Annotated in this window: 19 protein-coding genes and 1 pseudogene; 14 read left to right on the plus strand and 6 right to left on the minus strand. The window is 69.4% G+C overall.

Translation table 11 applies throughout. The annotated features are described in order from the left end of the window. Both bamC and dapA read right to left on the minus strand, forming a co-directional pair. Window positions 1–576, minus strand: coding sequence for an outer membrane protein assembly factor BamC (bamC, locus tag LRA98_RS10765; protein WP_238634031.1), 576 nt, complete (start codon window positions 574–576; stop codon window positions 1–3). A 20-nt stretch (window positions 577–596) separates the two neighbouring features. Beyond that, window positions 597–1484 carry a 4-hydroxy-tetrahydrodipicolinate synthase gene (gene dapA / locus LRA98_RS10770; RefSeq protein WP_238634032.1) on the minus strand — a complete coding sequence of 296 codons (888 nt, stop codon included), beginning with the start codon at window positions 1482–1484 and terminating at the stop codon, window positions 597–599. A 160-nt stretch (window positions 1485–1644) separates the two neighbouring features. Here dapA and LRA98_RS10775 point away from each other — a divergent pair, with 160 nt between their 5' ends. Then, window positions 1645–2172 (plus strand): glycine cleavage system protein R, encoded by a 528-nt coding sequence (locus LRA98_RS10775; protein ID WP_201172925.1) that lies wholly within the window; start codon window positions 1645–1647, stop codon window positions 2170–2172. A gap of 45 nt (window positions 2173–2217) precedes the next feature. Continuing rightward, window positions 2218–3552, plus strand: coding sequence for a PhoH family protein (locus LRA98_RS10780; protein ID WP_238634033.1), 1335 nt, complete (start codon window positions 2218–2220; stop codon window positions 3550–3552). Window positions 3553–3582: 30 nt separating this feature from the next. Here the strand turns inward: LRA98_RS10780 and LRA98_RS10785 are convergent, their stop codons facing one another. Next, complete coding sequence (locus LRA98_RS10785) at window positions 3583–4680, minus strand: AI-2E family transporter (protein WP_201172930.1); 1098 nt, start codon at window positions 4678–4680, stop codon at window positions 3583–3585. A 97-nt stretch (window positions 4681–4777) separates the two neighbouring features. Here LRA98_RS10785 and LRA98_RS10790 point away from each other — a divergent pair, with 97 nt between their 5' ends. Genes LRA98_RS10790 through LRA98_RS10800 form a run of 3 tightly spaced genes read left to right on the plus strand, consistent with a single transcriptional unit; the run spans window position 4778 to window position 8122 of the window. Beyond that, window positions 4778–6244: a M48 family metalloprotease gene (locus LRA98_RS10790; RefSeq protein ID WP_238640840.1), complete on the plus strand. Its 1467-nt coding sequence runs from the start codon at window positions 4778–4780 to the stop codon at window positions 6242–6244. Window positions 6245–6296: 52 nt separating this feature from the next. After that, window positions 6297–7082, plus strand: a complete 786-nt coding sequence (locus tag LRA98_RS10795; protein WP_238634035.1) for a poly(R)-hydroxyalkanoic acid synthase subunit PhaE — start codon at window positions 6297–6299, stop codon at window positions 7080–7082. Next, window positions 7082–8122: an alpha/beta fold hydrolase gene (locus LRA98_RS10800; protein WP_238634036.1), complete on the plus strand. Its 1041-nt coding sequence runs from the start codon at window positions 7082–7084 to the stop codon at window positions 8120–8122. Before LRA98_RS10795 ends, LRA98_RS10800 begins: the two co-directional genes overlap by 1 nt. 368 nt (window positions 8123–8490) lie before the next feature. Here LRA98_RS10800 and phbB read toward each other — a convergent pair whose 3' ends face one another. Together phbB and phaR are read right to left on the minus strand one after the other, a co-directional pair. After that, window positions 8491–9237 (minus strand): acetoacetyl-CoA reductase, encoded by a 747-nt coding sequence (phbB, locus tag LRA98_RS10805; protein WP_238634037.1) that lies wholly within the window; start codon window positions 9235–9237, stop codon window positions 8491–8493. Between the two features lie 278 nt (window positions 9238–9515). Further along, window positions 9516–10046, minus strand: a complete 531-nt coding sequence (gene phaR, locus LRA98_RS10810) for a polyhydroxyalkanoate synthesis repressor PhaR (RefSeq protein WP_201172965.1) — start codon at window positions 10044–10046, stop codon at window positions 9516–9518. A gap of 141 nt (window positions 10047–10187) precedes the next feature. Between phaR and LRA98_RS10815 the strand changes: the two genes are divergently transcribed. Next, window positions 10188–11033: an HDOD domain-containing protein gene (locus LRA98_RS10815; RefSeq protein ID WP_201172968.1), complete on the plus strand. Its 846-nt coding sequence runs from the start codon at window positions 10188–10190 to the stop codon at window positions 11031–11033. Here LRA98_RS10815 and pabB read toward each other — a convergent pair. Continuing rightward, window positions 11017–12345: an aminodeoxychorismate synthase component I gene (pabB, locus tag LRA98_RS10820; RefSeq protein ID WP_238634038.1), complete on the minus strand. Its 1329-nt coding sequence runs from the start codon at window positions 12343–12345 to the stop codon at window positions 11017–11019. The two genes, LRA98_RS10815 and pabB, sit on opposite strands and share 17 nt — an antisense overlap. A gap of 133 nt (window positions 12346–12478) precedes the next feature. Between pabB and LRA98_RS10825 the strand changes: the two genes are divergently transcribed. The 8 genes and pseudogenes from LRA98_RS10825 to LRA98_RS10860 form a co-directional block, all read left to right on the plus strand. Further along, window positions 12479–14212 carry an AMP-binding protein gene (locus tag LRA98_RS10825; RefSeq protein ID WP_238634039.1) on the plus strand — a complete coding sequence of 578 codons (1734 nt, stop codon included), beginning with the start codon at window positions 12479–12481 and terminating at the stop codon, window positions 14210–14212. A gap of 83 nt (window positions 14213–14295) precedes the next feature. After that, a complete protein-coding gene (locus LRA98_RS10830) occupies window positions 14296–15039 on the plus strand; it encodes a YebC/PmpR family DNA-binding transcriptional regulator (RefSeq protein WP_238634040.1) in 744 nt (247 codons plus the stop codon). Between the two features lie 3 nt (window positions 15040–15042). Beyond that, on the plus strand, window positions 15043–15546 hold the full coding sequence (ruvC, locus tag LRA98_RS10835; RefSeq protein ID WP_238634041.1) for a crossover junction endodeoxyribonuclease RuvC: 504 nt from the start codon (window positions 15043–15045) through the stop codon (window positions 15544–15546). Beyond that, a complete protein-coding gene (gene ruvA / locus LRA98_RS10840) occupies window positions 15543–16157 on the plus strand; it encodes a Holliday junction branch migration protein RuvA (RefSeq protein WP_201243146.1) in 615 nt (204 codons plus the stop codon). Before ruvC ends, ruvA begins: the two co-directional genes overlap by 4 nt. Before the next feature lie 2 nt (window positions 16158–16159). Further along, window positions 16160–17200, plus strand: coding sequence for a Holliday junction branch migration DNA helicase RuvB (gene ruvB / locus LRA98_RS10845; RefSeq protein ID WP_201172985.1), 1041 nt, complete (start codon window positions 16160–16162; stop codon window positions 17198–17200). Window positions 17201–17320: 120 nt separating this feature from the next. Next, a complete protein-coding gene (gene tolQ, locus LRA98_RS10850; protein ID WP_201172987.1) occupies window positions 17321–18019 on the plus strand; it encodes a protein TolQ in 699 nt (232 codons plus the stop codon). Between the two features lie 59 nt (window positions 18020–18078). Beyond that, window positions 18079–18495 carry a protein TolR gene (gene tolR / locus LRA98_RS10855; protein WP_201172989.1) on the plus strand — a complete coding sequence of 139 codons (417 nt, stop codon included), beginning with the start codon at window positions 18079–18081 and terminating at the stop codon, window positions 18493–18495. 10 nt (window positions 18496–18505) lie between these two features. Continuing rightward, a pseudogene (locus LRA98_RS10860) lies at window positions 18506–18772 on the plus strand (TonB C-terminal domain-containing protein); the annotation flags it as partial.

Raw genomic sequence — 18772 nt, forward strand, 5'->3', positions numbered from 1 at the left:
TCAGTAGAGCTGGCGATCGAGCAGGGTCAGCAGCCGTTCGGCGACCGCTTGTGCGGCCGGCTCGCCGTCCTCGTCGAAGACCCTGGCCACCACCTGCCCGTCCTCACGGGCGATCTGGATACGGAAGCGCTGCGGCGCGGTGTCGATACGCTCGGCCCCGCCGAACCAGCGCGCGAACAGGCCGGGCTGCTCGATCTCCTCGTCCGCCCGCGGCTCGTAGCGGATCAGGTAGTAGAGCTCGTCGCGCTGGCGCTCGAGCACGGTGAAATCCAGACGATTGAGCGCGGCGCCGGTACCGGTCCAGGCCTGATTGATCCCCATCCCCAAGGCGAGCCGCGGATCGCCGTCGACCTCGGTGAGCCGCGAGGGGATGGTGCGCTCGACGTCCACCGGCAGCTCCTCGTCGGCGTCCGGCTCCGCGGCCGGCGGCTCCGCTGCGGCGGGATCCGGCTCACCGACCAGATCCGGCGGGATGACCAGGTGGTCGGGGTACTCGGCCTCGTCGCGGGTCAGCGGGTCGGTGGCACAGGCGCCAAGCAGGCCGGCGGCGAGCAGCGCCACCGGGAGCCAGCGCACGCCCCTGGCGGTCGCTCCCCTCACAGCAGACCGGCGTCGGTCATCGCCTGCCGGACCCGCGCCTGACCGGCGTCGGTCAAGCGGGTCATGGGCAGCCGCATACCCGAGTCGGCCATGCCGAGCTGCTCCACCGCCCACTTGACCGGCACCGGGTTCGGCTCGCAGAACATCGCCTGGTGCAGCGGCGTCAACCGCTCGTTGATGGCCTCGGCGCTCTCCATGTCGCCACTCAGCGCGGCGGCGCAGAGCTCGCGCATCTGCCGCGGCGCCACGTTGGCGCTCACCGAGATGACCCCCTTGCCGCCGACGCGCATCATGCCCAGCGCGTTGAAGTCGTCACCGGCGAAGACATCCAGCCGATCGCCGCAGAGCCGGATCACCTCCTCGGCGCGCTCGACCGTACCCTGCGCCTCCTTGAGGCCGACCACGTTGGGCAGATCGGCCAGGCGGGCGACGGTCTCGGGGAGCATGTCGCAGCCGGTGCGCCCGGGCACGTTGTAGAGGATCTGCGGGATCGGCACCGCCTCGGCGATGGCCGTAAAGTGCTGAACCAGCCCCTCCTGGGTGGGCTTGTTGTAGTAGGGCACCACCAGCAGCGCCGCGTCACAGCCGGCTTCCATCGCGCTGCGGGTCAGCTCGATGGCCTCCCAGGTCGAGTTGGCGCCGGTGCCACCGATGACCGGGATCCGGCCCGCAGCGGCCTCCACCGTGGCGCGGATGACGTCCCGGTGCTCTTCGTAATCGAGGGTGGCCGACTCGCCGGTGGTGCCGACGGCCACGATGGCGTCGCTGCCCTGCTCGACGTGGAATTCGACGAGCTGCTTGAGCGCCTTCTCGTCCACGGCGTCCCGAATTCCATCCTGCGCCTTCATCGGGGTGACCATCGCCACCATGCTGCCGCGGAACATCACCACCTCCGTCATCGGTCTCGAGTCAGATCGGCAAGGGACTCATGGTACTAAGCGGGGTGCGCGGCGCCAAGCAAGGATGACGCCGGGCGGCGCGCCCCATCCAGGCCAAGTTCCGTGCTAGACTGCCGCCGCACACCCAAGCAGGGCGAGCAGTGCGATGCACAACCTGATGGTCATCACCGCCCTCGGGCACGACCGCCCGGGCATCGTGCGCGAGTTGGCCGGCGCGGTTACCGAAACCGGCTGCAACATCGCCGACAGCCGCATGAGCGTGCTCGGCGGCGAGTTCGCCATGATCCTCATGGTTTCCGGGCGCTGGAACGAGTTGGCCAAGCTCGAGACCAGCCTGCCCCACTCGGCGCGGCGTATGGGCCTGGAGATCCATATCCAGCGCACCGAGCCGGCTAGCACCGGTGAGCAGCTGCTGCCTTACTCGGTGGAGGTCGTCGCCCTCGATCACCCGGGGATCGTCGCCGAGCTCGCCAACTTCTTCGCCACGCGCGAGATCAACATCCGCGACATGAACACCGCCAGCTACGCGGCGGCGCACACGGGCACTCCGATGTTCTCGGTCTACCTGACCGTGGACGTCCCGGCCGGCGTACACATCGCCAGCCTGCGCGATGAGTTCATGGACTTCTGCGACCAGTTCAATCTGGACGCCATCATGGAGCCGGCCAAGTAGCCGTCGCCCCGGAACAAGCAACCCCGGCACGGGGATGAAACCGCCATGAACCAGCCGCTCGCCGAACGCATCTACGTGCTCGACACGTCGGTCCTGGTGCACGACCCGACCGCACTGTTCCACTTCGAGGAGCACGACGTCTGCCTGCCCTCGGCGGTGCTCGAGGAACTCGACGCCGCCAAAGAGGGGCTCTCCGAGGTGGCGCGCAACGCCCGCCAGGTCAGCCGCTTCCTCGACGACCTGCTCGCCGGCCACACCCCCGGCTCTCTGCACGACGGCGTCGCCCTGGGCAGCGGCGCCCCGGGCGAGCCGTCCGGGCGGCTGTTCTTCGAGACCGAGGGCCACGGCCGCGGCGACTCGGCCATCCTCGCCGCCGCCGGACGTTTGCGCCAGGGCCGGGCGCAGACCCCGGTCCTGGTCTCCAAGGACATCAACCTGCGCATCCGCGCCCAGGTGGCCGGCATCGCCGCCGAGGACTACGAGAGCGACCGGGTCATCGACGACGTCGATCTGCTGCCGACGGGCGTCGAGGCCATCCCGGCGGACGTGTGGCAACGGGCCCGCGCCCACGAGCGCGGCTACCGGGTACCGGTGCCCGAGGACACCGTGTGGCGGGTCAACCAGTGCCTCTACGCCGAGGACGGCTTCGAGGGTGTGGTGCGCGGCTTCGAGGACCGGCACGCCGTGCTCGCGCCGGTGGCCGATTTCCGCGAACGCAACGCGGTCTGGGGTGTCCGGGCCCGCAACCGCGAGCAGAACTTTGCCCTGCACCTGCTCATGGATCCGGAGATCGACCTGGTCTCGCTGCTAGGCGCCGCCGGCACCGGCAAAACCCTGCTCACCCTGGCCGCCGGACTGGCGCAGACCATGGACCAGGGCCGCTACCGCGAGGTGATCGCCACCCGGGCCACCGTGGCCATCGGCGAGGAGATCGGCTACCTCCCGGGCACCGAAGAGGAGAAGATGACCCCCTGGATGGGGGCGCTGATGGACAACCTGGAGGTGCTCAGCGCGCCGGACAGCGGGCTTGGCGGCGACTGGGCGCGGGCGGCCACCGCCGACCTGCTCCACTCCCGGGTGCGCATCCGCTCGATGAGCTTCATGCGCGGGCGGACCTTCCTGGAGAAGTTCGTCATCCTCGACGAGGCGCAAAACCTCACCGCCAAACAGATGAAAACCCTGATCACCCGGGCCGGCCCCGGCACCAAGGTGATCTGCCTCGGCAACATCGGCCAGATCGACACCCCCTACCTGACCGAGAGCACCTCGGGGCTGACCTACGTGGTCGACCGCCTCAAGGACTGGCCCCACAGCGGCCACGTGACCCTGCGTCGGGGCGAGCGCTCGCGGCTGGCCGATTACGCCTCGGACGTCCTCTGACCCGCCGCGGCCACGGGGAACCCGCCCGGCTCAGGGCACCAGCTCCTCCTCAACCCCCGCGGACTCTTCATCCGGCGGTTTGCGCCGTCGCACCCAGGCCTTGATGATCGCCTGGATGAAGGTGGCCAGCGGGATGGCGAAGAAGATCCCCCAGAACCCCCAGATCCCGCCGAAGACCAGGATGGAGACAATGATCGCCACCGGGTGCAGGTTGACCACCTCGGAGAAGAGCAGCGGCACCAGCACATTGCCGTCGAGGACCTGAATGATCGTGTAGGCCACCAGGACGTAGACCAACTCCTGACTGACCCCGAAGTGGAAGTAGGCGATCAGCGCCACCGGCACGGTCATCACGAAGGCGCCGATATAAGGGATGATCACCGACAACCCGGTGGCCACCGCCAACAACATGGCGAACGGCAGACCGAGGACCGAGAACGTGATGTAGGTCACCGCCCAAACGATCACGATCTCGATGAACTTGCCGCGGACGTAGTTGCCGATCTGCTGATCGACGTCGAGCCAGACCTCCGAGGCGAAGGCGCGGTGGCGCGGCATATGGTTGCTGACCCACTGCAGCAATAGCCGCTTGTCCTTGAGCAGGAAGAAGACCAGGAAGGGGACCAGCACGGCATAGATGACCAGGGTGCCGAGGATCATCAGCGACTGCACGGTCACCGAGGCCACCACCCGCTGCCCCAGATCGGTGATCTCGCGCCGGGCGGTATCCAGCATCTCGCGGATCTGAGCCTCGGAGAAGAGCTGCGGGTAGTGTTCGGGCAGCTGCAGGAGCAGCATCTGCCCCTGGGCGAGGATCGCCGGCAACTGATCGACCAGCTGCCCCACCTGGCGGTAGAGCAGCGGGATCAGCGCGAATAGCACCAGGATCAGGAAGGTGGTGAGGAAGAGGATCACGATCACCACCGCCAGCATCCGGGGCACCCCAAAGCGCTCGAACGCCCGCACCACGCCCTCGAGCAGATAGGCGATGACCACGGCGGCGATCACCGGCGCAAGGATGCTGCCAAGCATCAGCAGCGCCCCTAGGCCGACCACCATGAGGATGATGAAGGCAGCGATCTGAGGATCGTTGAATGTGCGGCGCAGCCAGCTACGTATCAGCTCCAAGGGCGCATCTCCTTCGCGGATCGCGCATTGATGATAACGTAGCCGGATCATCCTTGCGCCCGCGGGAACTCGCATCCGCGGCGCCCGGTCTCATCATATGACCATGCTCGATCGCCTCCTCCGAACGGCCTCGGCCCTGCTGCTGGCTGCGCTACTGCTCACCGCCCCGGCCCTGCAGCCGGCCCAGGCGGACGGCGTCCAGCTGCCGCAGCTCGGCGTACCCGGCGCCGAAGCCCTGCCCGTGCACAAGGAACGCGAACTCGGCACCGAAATCATGCGCCAGGTCCGGCAGCACCTGCCGCTGCACGAGGACCCGGAGACCAACGAGTACCTGCAGAACCTCGGGCAGCGCCTGGCGGCGCACAGCAACGAGCCGGGGTTCGGCTACAGCTTCTTCCTGGTCGAGGACGACCAGATCAACGCCTTCGCCCTGCCCGGCGGGTTCATCGGGCTGCATACCGGGCTGATCCGCGAAACCCGCACCGAGAGCGAACTCGCCGGCGTGCTCGCCCACGAGATCGCCCACGTCACACAGCGCCACATCGCCCGGCAGTACGCCCAGTCGCAGCAGCTCAATCTGCAGACCGCCGCCGCGGTCCTGGCCGCCATTCTGGTCGGCTCGCAGAACCCTCAGGCAGGCAGCGCCGCAGCCATGGCCGGCATCGCCGCCCCCATCCAGCAGCAGCTGAGCCACTCCCGCGCCCACGAGCAGGAGGCCGACCGGGTCGGCCTGCACAATCTGGTCGCGGCGGGTCTCGACCCGCACGGCATGCCCGGATTCTTCGAGCGTCTGGCCGAGGCCTCCCGCTTCGCCGAGGATCCGCCGGAGTATCTCAGCACTCACCCGCTGACCGAGCGGCGCCTCAACGAGGCGCAGCGCCTGGCCGAACGCCTCGAGGGTGGCGCCATCTATGAGAGCGGCCACCACGCCTTCATCCGCGCCCGGCAGCAGGTCTTCACCCACGAGGACCGCAGCACCAGCGCGGTGGCGTTCATGCAGGACCAGCTGCGGCGCAGTGCCGACAACCCGACCGCGCGGGCCGCCGCCCTCTACGGCCTGGCCCTGGCACTCTCCCGCGAGTCGGGCCAGCACGCCCAGGCCCTGTCACTGCTCGACAGCCTCAGCGCCATTGAGGGCGAGCGGCTCTACGTGCTCCTCGGCCGCGCCGAGATCCTGCGCGCCGCCGGCGACACCGAGCAGGCGCTGGCCACCTACCGTGAGGCCCGCTCCCTCTACCCGGGCAGCTGGGCCACCACCTACCGCCTGGCCGAGACCCTGCTGGCGACCGACGACGCCGAACAGGCCCGCCGGGTGCTGGCCCGCGCCGCCCGCGGGTCCGGCGGATCGCCCCAGCTGCTCCGCCTGCTCGCCGACGCCGCCCACGCGTCCGGGCGCGAGGCCGAGGGCTACATCGCCCTGGCCGAGCACTATCGCGCCCGCGGCGAGCAGAACCTGGCCGTGGCTCAACTGAACAACGCCATTCGCCACGCCGGCGAGGATCGCTACCAGCGCGCCCGCGCCGAGGCGCTCAAGGAACGCTGGACGCAGCGCAGCGCGGACTAGCCAGTGGTTCCGCGGACTTAGTAGACTGCCGCGGCACCCTGGGAGCGCGCTAATGGCGTCCGGCGAAGCCTTCGACAGCGACTGGATCCTACGCATGAGCGATGCCACGCCCGTCGGCGTGCTTTGGCGCGCGCTGGAGGCCGACGGTGGCACGCCGGGGCCGGCCTGCGCGGCCGCCTTCGGCAGCCTGCGCGCCCAGCTCGACACCACCCTGGCCGGCCTGAACACCGTGCCCGGCGCGGCCAGAACAGGCGACCCCCCCGAAGACGAACACCCCAATTGGCTGGCGCCGTGGCTGCAGACCCTCGCCCGGCTCGGCCCCTGGCAGCACGGCCTCGAGCGCACCCAGGGACTGCAGATCGCCCTGGACCGCTACCTGCACGCCCACGCCCAGTGCGCCCGGATCCTGCTCGAATCGGCCCGCACTGGGCTCGACACCCTGGAGCAGCACCTGCAGACAGCCGCACAGGACCCACAGCAGTCGCTGCCGGAGAGCTACCGGGCGCTTTACGAGTGGTGGCTGACCGACAGCGAGGCCTGCTACGAGCAGACCCTGGCCTCACAGCAGTGGGCCTCGGCCTTCGGCCGCCTGACCAACGCCACCACCGAACTCGTAGGCCGCTACCAAGAGCAGCTCGACGCCGGGCTGCGCACCCTGGACCTGCCCAACCGGGATGATTTCCTCGATACCCAGCGCCGCCTGGTCGAGCTCGAGCGCGGCCAGCGCCGCACGGCGCAGGGCGACGAGCTGGCCGCCCTACGCGAAGAGGTGGCACGCCTGCGCGAAGAGGTGAAGGCCCTGCGGGCCGAACGCACAGCAGGGCGACGGGAGCAGTGATGGCCGAGAGCCCACCCGGCAGCGGCCTGACCGACTGGCAGCGCCGCCTGATCGAGACCCTCGAGCAGGGGGCCGAGCTACCCGTGGACACCCGGGGCGCAACCCCCTTCACCCTCCACGCCGAACCGGGGCCGGGCATGCACCTGCGCCGGTACGCCCCGGCGCGCAGCACCGGCCAGCGGCCGGTGCTCATCGTCTACTCGCTGGTCAACCGCCCCTTCATCCTCGACCTCACCGAGCGCCGCTCGCTCATCGCCGCCCTGACCCGGGCCGGCCACCCGGTCTACCTCCTCGACTGGGGCTACCCGAAGGGCGCCGACCGCTTCCTGGGCCTGGCGGACTACATCGACGAGTTCCTTGCCGCGGCGGCCGCAGAGGTGGCCACCAGCGAGGGCGCCTCCCCCGACCTGCTCGGCGTCTGCCAGGGCGGCGTCTTCGCGCTGTGTCTGGCCGCGCTGCAGCCGCATCGCGTCCACCGGCTGGTGAACCTGGTGACCCCGGTGGACTTCCACACCCCCGGGGACAACCTCAGCCGCATGGCTCAGGAGGTCGACTTCGACCAGGCGACACAAACCCTCGGCAACATCTCCGCGGAGTGGCTCAACGGCGTGTTTGTCGCCCTCAAGCCCTACCGCCTGCTCGCCCAGCGCTACATGGACCTGCCCGAGCTGGCCGGCCACCCGGAGGCCCTCCACGACTTCCTGCGCCTGGAGCGCTGGATGTACGACAGCCCCGACCAGGCGGCCACCGCCTTCGCCGAATTCGGCCGCGAGTGCTACCAGCGCAACGGGCTGCTGCGTGGCACGCTGACCCTTAACGGTCGGCCGGTGCACCTGGGCAACATCGAGCACCCGACCCTCAATGTCTACGCCGAACAGGACCACCTGGTCCCGGCCGATGCCGCGCGCGCCTTGCGGGACCACATCGGCTCAACGGACTACGGCGAACTGGCCTTTCCCGGAGGGCACCTGGGCGTGTTCATCAGCCGCCGAGCCCACGCCGAACTCCTGCCACGGATCGTGGCCTGGCTGGCGGAGTAGACGCCGATGATGCAGCGCCGCATCGAGAATGCTTGCAGCCGACGCCCGGCGTCACCACAATCTCCAGCCCATACCGGGTGCGGTTGAGCCGGGGCTGCGCCCAAAAAAAAACCCCCTCAGAGAGGGGGCAAGGAGTTGGCGACAATTGTCTCCGGGGAGGAGACGCCGCCAGGAGGAGACCGGCTAACAAAACTTTGGCTCCTTCAGGAGCCTCACCGCAGGCCCGCTTGGCGCCTGGCCGCCGGAGTCCGGCGCGCCGGGTGGGCCGCGGCATTGTTGCTACGCAACATGATAGCCCCGTCACATTGGGCTGTCAAATACTGCCCGCCCCTGAGCAATCGCTGATCACCGGGGCGGGCCAAACCGGCTCAGAAGCTGCAGAACTGACCACCGTTGACCGGCACATTGGCGCCGGTGATGTAGCCCGACTCGTCCGCTACCAGGAAGCCGATCACCCGCGCGATCTCACCGGGCTCGGCCATGCGGCCCGCCGGGATCTGCGAAACGATCTGCTCGCGCACGTTCTCCGGGATCGCCGCCGTCATGCTCGTCGCCACGTACCCGGGTGAGACGGTGTTCACCGAGACACCCTTACGTGCGTTCTCCTTGGCCAGCGCCATGGTGAAGCCGTGCATGCCGGCCTTGGCCGCGGAGTAGTTCGCCTGACCGAACTGCCCGGTCTGACCGTTCACCGAGGCGACATTGACGATGCGCCCGAAGCCGCGATCCCGCATGCCGTTGAGGAACTGGCGCGTGACGTTGAACACGCTGTCCAGGTTGATGTCGATGACATCCTGCCAGTCCTGGTGCTCCATCTTGTGGCAAAAGGCGTCACGGGTGATGCCGGCGAGATTGACCAGCACCTCCACCTCGCCGTAGGCCTGCTTCATCTGTTCGGCCATGCGCTGGCAGGACTCGTAATCCGCCACGTTGCACTCGACGTAGCCGACCTCGTAGCCCTCCTCGCGCAGCTGCGCCTGCCAATCCTCAACGCGCTCCGCCTTGGCGTCCACGCAGGTGGTGACCACGCGATATCCCTGCGCGGCGAGTTCGCGACAGACAGCGGTGCCGATGCCACCGTTGCCTCCGGTTACCAGGGCCAAACGACCTGCCATATCGGTATTCCTCGCTTTTCTGCATTGGACTTGCACGCAGCGGGCGCACGGCCGGATGCCGCGCTGCACCACTTTTGTGCATCGCAGCATACGCTGCGCCTAAGAAGCTTATGCTGCGCCGCAGCGAGTGTCAACGCGGGCCGGCGAGCCCGGCCAACGACGGCGCAGGGCGGAATCTGGAGGGGTTACGGGAGACCTGCGAAATCACCCGGCACAGGACACCCTGGAAAGCCGGAAAGCCTTCGCGGGGTCAGTTATTCGCTTTACTGATATTCGCTTTACTGATCCTGGCGGTGGCGACCGGGGCCCCGGTTGGAGGCGGGCGGATCCTCGAACCCGCCGCTGCCTTCCTCGTCACGGCTGCCTTCCTCGTCGCGGCTGCTGTCCATCCCGCTCATCTGGCGCCACAGGGCCAGGTTGCGCTCGGCGAACTGGGTCATGATGTTCATGGGGTTATGGTCCATGAACTCGCGGGTACGCTGCTGGAAGACGCGCTGCTGATCCGCCCAGAGCTCCAGGCTCTTCTCCAGATAGCTGGTGAGCATGTTCTGCATGTTGCCGCCGTAGGCCCGGATCAACTGGGCCAGCAGCTGGCTGGAGAAGATCGGCTCGCCCTCCTCCTCCTCCTCGCTGATGATCTGGAGCAGGATGCTGCGGGTAATGTCCTCACGCGTCTTGGCGTCGACGACCTGGAAGTCGACACTCTCGAGCACCAGGCGCTTGACGTCGGCCAGGGTGATATAGCTCGAGATCGCCGTATCGTAGAGGCGGCGGTTGGGGTACTTCTTGATGATCCGGGTATCTGACATTCAGGGCCTCCGGCGCGGGCAACCGAACCCTATGCTGCGGTGCGTAGAGTGTCAAGCGAGTTGCTAACATGGCGGAGAACTTTCACGCGGCGCTGGCCCGCCCCCCAGGCTGGCCCCACCGAACCGCAACCGAGGTTTCTCATGGGCAACGCCGACCGGGTGGCCACACTGGAGCGGCTGGGTGATTCCGAGACCCTGCCCGCCCTGCCCTACGTCGCTCACGACATCCTTGTGGCCACCAGCCACAACGAGGTCAACATCAGTGATGTCGCCGAAACCCTGGCCCGCGAGCCGGGCCTGGCGGCGCGCATCGTGGCCATCGCCAACTACGCCTTCTTCTCCCGGCGCGAGACCGTCTACTCGCTCGAGCAGGCGATCATGCGCATCGGGCTCAACCGGGTACGCGTGCTCGCCACCTCGCTGCTGCTCAACGAACTCTTCCGGACCGCCCAGTGCCCACACTTCCAGCTGCAGCGCTATTGGCACGAGGCCCTGGGCACCGCCTTCTGTGCCGCCCGCCTCGCCCCCGATGCCGCGCCGCGCGAGAGCCGCGACGCCGCCTATCTGGGCGGCGTCCTGCACAGCATCGGCCTGCTCCTGCTGGTCCACATCTTCCCGCAGACCATGGATGAGATCCTCGCCGAACATGAGGCGGACCCGGAGCGCTCGCTGGCCGGACTGACCTACCAGGCGCTCGGCTGCGACTACGGCGAGGCCGGCGCACTGCTGTTGCGCGAGTGGTCGATCCCCGAGCCGATCGCCGTCGCCACCGAGAACGCCCACCGCGACCGCTACGAGGGCCCCCACGCGGACCTGGTGGCCACCATCCGGTTCGCCAACGAGTGGCTGCAACGGGGCTTCGATCCGGAGCAGTGCGCCGACGCCCCGCCCATCCCGCAGCGCAAACTCGAACGCGTGAGCACCGCCTGCCGCGAGGAGTACGAGGCCCTGGCAGCCTTCGCGCAGCTGCTCAGCGGCGACGACTGACCGCCGCCGCGGGCCCTCCGCCTTCGGCCAGTGACAGGAAGCCGGCGGCCTTGTCCTCCGTCTCCTGCAGCTCGGCCTCGGCGGTGGAGTCCGCTACCACGCCCCCGCCGGCCCAGTAGGTCATGGTCCCGCCGCGACAGGTGGCGGTCCGAATGGCGATGCTGGTGTCCATGCGCCCGTCCAGCCCCAGGTAGCCGATGGCCCCACAGTAAACACCGCGCGGCCCCGGCTCGAGCTCGGCGATGATCTCCATGGCCCGGCGCTTCGGCGCACCGGTGATGGAACCGCCGGGCAGGCAGTCACGCAGTAGATCGGTGGCACACCGCCCCGGCGCCAGGCGCCCGGTCACGGTGCTGACCAGATGGTGCACGCTGGCAAAGCGTTCCGCCCGGCACAGCGAGGGCACCCGCACGCTGCCCACCGCGCACCCCTTGCCCAGGTCGTTGCGCAGCAGGTCCACGATCATCACGTTCTCGGCCCGGTCCTTGGCACTGCCCAACAGATCACGCCGGGCCGCCGCATCCTCAGCCGGATCGGCCGCCCGCGGCCGGGTGCCCTTGATCGGCTCCGTGGTCACTCCCCCATCGCCATCGAGATGCAGGAAACGCTCCGGCGACAGGCTGAGCACATCGCCCCCGGGGAAGCGCAGCCACGCCGCGAACGGTGCCGACGAAGCGGCGCGCAGGGCGAGGTAGGCGGCCCGCGGATCGCCCCGGTAGGGCACCGAGAAGCGGCGGGCCAGATTCACCTGATAACAGTCGCCGGCGTGCAAATACGCCTGCACCCGCCGGAAGGCGGCGGCGTACCCGTCGGCCTCCGGTTCGCGCCGGAGCGCTCCGGCCGTGGACCACGGCTGCACGCTGCCACCCGCCTCCCAACGCCGCGCCATATCGGCCAACCAGTCCTCATCGAGGCGCCGCCCCACCGCCATGCTGCAGCCGTGATGATGGTCGGTGATCACCGCCTGCTCGTAGATGCCCACCGCCATCTCGGGCATGCCGGGATCCGGTCCCCCCACCCCCATCAGCCGCCGCCCCAGATCGTAGCCGAAATACCCCACTGCGCCGCCGGTGAACGGCCAGCGGCCATCGACCGGCAGCGGCCCGAGGGCATCGAGCTCGGCGGCCAGGTGCGCCAGCGGATCGCCGCCGCGGCGCTCCACTCGCCCGCCGCGGCGGATGGTGGTCTGCCCGCCAGCGGCGACCAGGGTAACCGTCGGCCGGGCGACGAGGATGTCGTAGCGCGCTCCGGCGCAGCCACCGTGGCCCGAATCGAGCCACGCCGACCACGCCTCGCCGCCAAGCGCGCGCATGGCCGCGGGTCCATCAGCGATGTACGGCAGGGTTCGGATTCGCAGGGGTGCAGACACAGTGATGGTGCTCCGGACAGATCAGATCGTTTAACCTCACAACGACAAAAAAACCTACGGTCGACGGAGGAGAACCATGAGCGATCAAGGCGCCGCCGCATTCTACGATGCCCGCCCCTGGGAGCGCTGCTACGGCACCCGTCACGGCACCGACCCGACGCTGCAGGAACTGACCACGGTGGCGGACATCGCCCGGCGGCGGGCCGAGCAAACCCCGCGGCTGCCTGCCTACACCGCCTGCCTGGAGAACGGCCTGCATGCCAGCCTGGATTTCGCCACCGTCGACCGCCTGGCCGACTGCTTCGCCGCCTGGCTGATCGCCGAAGCCGGGATCCGCCCCGGCGACCGGGTGGCGCTCCAGATGCCCAACTCCCTCCCCTACCCGATCGCCGTCTTCGGCACTCTGCGCGCCGGCGCGGTGCTGGTGAACATCAACCCGCTCTTCACCCCGCGGGAGATGCAGCACCAGCTGAGCGACAGCGGCGCACGCGTGCTGGTCATCGTCGATCTCTTCGCCGACAAGCTCTCCGGCGCCCTGACCGGAACCGCGGTCGAGGAAGTGGTGCTGACCGGCATCGCCGACCTCTTCCCCTGGCTCAAACGCGGACTGGTCCACGGCGTGCTGCGGGCCAAGCGCGAGATCCCGGCAGCACCGCCGAACGCCCGCCGGCTCGGGGCGGTCCTGAGCCGCGGCGAACACCTGGGCCCGCAGCCCTGGCCCGAGCGCGGCGCCGACGACCTCGCCCTGCTGCAGTACACCGGCGGCACCACCGGGCTACCCAAGGGCGCAGAGCTGCGCAACCGCAACATCCTCGCCAACCTCGGCCAGATCAGCGCCATGGCCGGCGACGCCATCCGCCCGGGGCAGGACGTGGTCCTGACCGCGCTGCCGCTCTACCACATCTTTGCCTTCACCTTTAATCTGCTGACCTTCCACCACTACGGCTGCCGAAACATCCTCTGCCCCTCGCCGCGACCGGTGGACAAGCTGCGCAAGGCCTTCGAACAGTTCCCGGTCAGCAAGTTCTCGGCGGTCAACCTGCTCTTCCACGGCCTGCTGCAGGCGGAGTGGTTCCGCAACAACCCGCCAAGGCACCTGGATTTCGCCATCGCCGGCGGCACCGCCCTGCACCGCAGCACCGCCGAACAGTGGCGGTCGCTCCTTGGCCACACCCCACTCGAAGGCTACGGACTGACCGAGACCAGCCCGGTCCTGGCGGTGAACCCGCCCCACGGCGAAAACCGCCTGGGCAGTGTCGGGGTTCCACTGCCCGGCACGGATGTGCGCATCGTCGACGACAACGACCAGCCCGCCCCCCAGGGCCAGACCGGCGAGATCGTCGGCCGCGGCCCGCAGGTGTTCGAGGGCTACTGGCAACGCCCCGAGGAGAACCGCCTGGCACTGCGCGGAGGATGGTTCCACACCGGTGACATCGGCTACATGGACAGCGACGGCTACATCCACATCGTCGACCGCAAGAAGGACATGATCGACGTCTCCGGCTTCAACGTGTACCCCAATGAGGTCGAGGAGGCCCTCGCCGAGCACCCGGCCGTGGCCGAGGTCGCCGTAGTCGGCGCGCCGCGGGGCGAGGCGGGCGAAACGGTGGTCGCATTCGTGGTCACACCCGGCGACGAGGAACTCACCGAGCCGGAGCTGATCGACTTCGCCCGGCAGCAGCTGACCAACTACAAGGTACCCCGGCGGGTGATCTTCCGCGACGCCCTACCCAAATCCGCCGTGGGCAAGCTACTGCGCCGCGACTTGCGCGAGGACGCCCGGGCCGTGATCGAGCCGGCCGCGGCGTAAGCGGCTCCTCGGAGCCAACCCGGCGGGCGTGGTATCCTGACGCGCTCGAGCGACCCCCCGACGAACAAGCCTGTAGAGGATCCATGGCTGGACACAGCAAGTGGGCCAACATCAAGCGCCACAAGTGGGCGCAGGACGCCAAACGGTCCAAGATCTTCACCAAGCACATCCGCGAGATCACCGTCGCGGCGCGCCTTGGCGGGCCCGACCCGGAGATGAACGCGCGGCTGCGGCTGGCCCTGGACCGCGCCTTCGCGGTGAACCTGCCCAAGGACCGCGCCGACGCTGCCATCAAGAAGGGCGCCGGCCTGGAGGAGGCGGAGGCCTACGAGGAGATCCGCTACGAGGGCTACGGCCCCGGCGGCTCGGCGATCATGGTCGACTGCATGACCGACAACCGCAACCGCACCGTCTCCGAGGTTCGCCACGCCTTCAGCAAGCACGGCGGCAAGATGGGCACCGACAACTCGGTCGCCTATCTCTTTCAGGAGCGCGGTGTGCTGATCTTCGCCCCGGGCACGGACAGCGACCAAGTGCTCGAAGTCGCCCTGGAGGCCGGCGCCGATGACCTGGTAGAGAACGACGACGGCTCGCTGGAGGTGCTCACGACCCCGGAGGCCTACCGGGGCGTGCGCGATGCGCTGATCCAAGCCGGGCTGGAGCCGGCCCAGGCGGACGTGACCCAGCGCCCGGACCTGACCGTACAGGTCGAGGGCGAGAACGCCCGCAGCACCGCCAAGCTGATCGAGCGCCTGGAGGATCTGGACGACGTGCAGCACGTCTACACCAACGCCGACCTGCCGGCGGAGGCCTACGAAGAAGGCTAGGCGATGACCCGCATCCTCGGCATCGACCCCGGCTCGCGGGTCACCGGCTACGGGATCGTCGACGACGGCCGACCCTGTCGCCTGGTGGCTGAGGGGACGCTGCGCCTGCCCCGGCAGTCTGGACTGCCCGAGCGACTGGGCCGCATCTTCGACGGCCTGGCCGGGCTGATCGCCGAGCACCACCCCGACGAGGTCGCCCTCGAGCAGGTCTTCGTCCACCGCAACGCCGACACCGCGCTCAAGCTCGGGCACGCCCGCGGCGCCGCGCTGACCGCCTGCGTCCACGCCGGACTGCCGGTGGCCGAGTACGCGCCGGCGCGGATCAAGCAGGCCGTCGCAGGCAGCGGCCGCGCCGACAAGGGCCAGGTGGGCTACATGGTCCGGGCGCTGCTGCGTCTGCGCACCAACCCGGCCGAGGACGCCGCCGACGCTCTGGCCGCCGCCCTCTGCCACGCCCATCACCGCAGCGCGCCGCTGGCGCAGGCCGCCTCCGGAGCCCCGCGATGATCGCCCGACTGCGCGGTACCCTGCTCGAGAAGCGCCCCCCCACCCTGGTGGTCGAGGTCAACGGGCTCGGCTACGAGGTCGAGGCACCGCTGTCCACCATCGAGGCCCTCCCCGAGACCGGCCAGGAGGTCATTCTGCATACCCACCTCAGCGTCCGCGAGGACGGGCAGACCCTGTTTGGCTTCCGCGCGCGCGCCGAGCGCGACCTGTTCCGGCGGCTGATCCGGGTCTCCGGGGTGGGGCCCAAGCTGGGCCTGGCCCTGCTCTCCGGTGTCGACGGCGAGGAGCTGGTCCGCTGCGTCCGCGACGACGACCCCAAACGGCTGACTCAGGTACCGGGAATCGGCCGCAAGACCGCCGAGCGACTCATCGTCGAACTGCGCGACCGACTCGAAGGCATCGCCTCCGGCGGCGCCGGCACCGCCACGCAGCAGGCCGACCAGCCCGCAGGCGGGGATGACCCGGTGGGCGAGGCCGTTGAGGGCCTCGTCGCTCTGGGCTACAAACCGCCCGAAGCCTCGCGCATGGCCCGCGGCGCGGCCGAGCCGGGCCTTGGCTGTGAAGCGATCATCCGGCGTGCGCTTCAGCGCGCCGTGCCGCGAGGGGGGTGATCATGAGCGACGAACACGGACCGCCCGAGCGCATCATCGACGCTGCCGGCAACGGCGAAGAGGCGGCGCTGGAGCGCGCCCTGCGCCCGGTGAGCCTGGACGAGTACGTCGGCCAGGCCGGGGTGCGCGAACAGCTGGAGATCTTCATTCACGCCGCCCGGGGGCGCAACGAACCGCTGGACCACACCCTGCTCTTCGGCCCGCCGGGGCTGGGCAAGACCACGCTGGCCAACATCATCGCCACCGAGATGGGCGCCAACCTCCGCCAGAGTTCCGGACCGGTCCTCGACCGCCCCGGTGACCTGGCGGCCATCCTGACCAACCTCGAGCCCGGCGACGTCCTGTTCATCGACGAGATCCACCGGCTCTCCTCGGTGGTCGAGGAGGTGCTCTACCCGGCCATGGAGGATTTCCGGATCGACATCGTCATCGGCGAGGGGCCGGCAGCGCGCTCGATCAAGCTCGACCTGCCACCGTTCACCCTGGTCGGGGCCACCACACGGGCCGGCCTGCTGACCTCGCCGCTGCGCGACCGCTTCGGCATCGTGCAGCGCCTCGCCTATTACCCGGTGGACGAGCTGACGCGCATCGTCGAGCGCTCGGCCGGCCGACTGGGGGTCAGCGCCGAGGCGCACGGCGCCGCTGAGATCGCCCGCCGAGCCCGCGGCACGCCCCGGGTGGCCAACCGCCTGCTGCGCCGGGTGCGCGACTTCGCCGAGGTGCGGGCCGACGGGCGGATTACGCAGCAGGTCGCCGCGGACGCCATGGAGCTGCTCGACGTCGATCGCAACGGCCTCGACGAACAGGACCGGCGCCTGCTCGAGGCGGTGGTCCACAAGTTCGGCGGGGGCCCGGTCGGGCTGGACAACCTCGCCACCGCCATCGGCGAGGAGCGCGGCACCCTGGAGGACGTGGTCGAGCCGTACCTGATCCAGGAGGGCTACCTGATGCGCACCCCGCGCGGCCGGGTGGCTACCGAGCACGCTTACACCCTGCTCGGTGTGCCCGGGCAACCAACCCGCTCCGGCGACCTGTTCGGGTAGCTCGCCGGGAGCGCGGACCGGGCGACGACGCCCCGGCACTTGTCATTCCAGTGGAACTTGTTTCTGTAACTAGCTGTCGTTAAATTCGATCCTCCGGCCCTGCCAGCGCGAACGACAACCATGACCGCCGACGTCTCTGTCATCCGTCTCATCCTCGACGCCAGCCTGCTGGTGCAGGCCGTGATGCTGTCGCTGATCCTCGCCTCGATCACCTCGTGGGCGCTGATCCTCTACAAGCGCCTGATCCTCAAGCGCGCCGAGCAGACCGCCATCCGCTTCGAAGAGGAGTTCTGGGCCGGCGGCAACCTGGCCGAGATCTACCGCCGGCTCAGCGACGAGGGCCCCGGCGAGCACGCCGGCATGGAGCGTATCTTCCGCGCCGGCTTTCAGGAGTTCTCGCGCATGCGCAAGCAGAGCGGAGCCCCGCCGGCGGCAGTGGTCGAGGCCGCCCATCGCGCCATGCGCGTATCGGTCAGCCGCGAACTGGACAACGCCGAGCGCCACCTGCAGTTCCTGGCCACGGTGGGCTCGGTCAGCCCCTACGTGGGGCTGTTCGGGACCGTGTGGGGCATCATGAACTCGTTCCGCGCCCTGGCCGGGCAACAGCAGGCGACCCTGGCCACCGTGGCGCCGGGCATCGCCGAGGCCCTGATCGCCACCGCCCTGGGGCTGTTCGCGGCCATTCCGGCGGTCATCGCCTATAACCATTACGCCAACCGCGCCGAGCGGCTCGCCAACCGCTACGAGACCTTCGTCGAGGAGTTCACCAGCATCCTCGAGCGGCATACGCATGCGGCCGGCGCGGCGCCGGCCAGGTAGGAGGGCACGCCTTGGCACGGGTGACACCGACCGGGACACGCCGCAGCCGTCGGCGGCCAATGTCGGAGATCAACGTCGTCCCGTACATCGACGTCATGCTGGTGCTGCTGGTGATCTTCATGGTCACCGCACCGCTGCTCTACCACGGCGTCGACCTGGATCTGCCGCAGGTGAGCAGCTCGCCGCTGGACGAGGACGAAGCGGAGCCACTGATCGTCAGTGTCGACGCCGAAGGCCGGGTCTACCTCAACCTTGCCGACGACCCTGAGGAGCCCCTCTCCCGGGGAGAGCTCCTGGAGCAGGTCGGCGGGATCATGAGCGACGATCCGGAGCGACGCGTGCTACTGCGCGGCGACCAGCAAGTGGCCTACGGCGAGGTCGTGGCCCTGATGGCCGAACTCCAGGCAGCCGGGGTGCCGAGTGTGGGACTGATGAGTCAGCCACCGGACAACGGCCCGGCCCCCGACGCGGGATGAGGCCCTGCCCATGCGCTGGCTGAGAGTGCCAACCCCCAGACTGCCGCGCCGGCTGGCGAGCAGCCCGTCGCGTTTTGTGATCTACTCCACCCTGGGGCATGTGGCGGTATTCACGGTGGTGGGTGCGAACTTCGCAACCTGCACCCGCACCCCCGAAGCCCCCTCGTTCGACGGCCCGGTCATCGAGGCCACCGCGGTGGATAGCGCCGCCGTGGAGGCGGAGATGGAGCGGCGTCAGGAACCGGAGCCCGAACCGGAACCAGAGCCCGAACCGGAG

It is taken from the genome of Halorhodospira sp. M38, from assembly GCF_022227985.1.
Classification (GTDB): Bacteria; Pseudomonadota; Gammaproteobacteria; order Nitrococcales; family Halorhodospiraceae; genus Halorhodospira; species Halorhodospira halophila_A.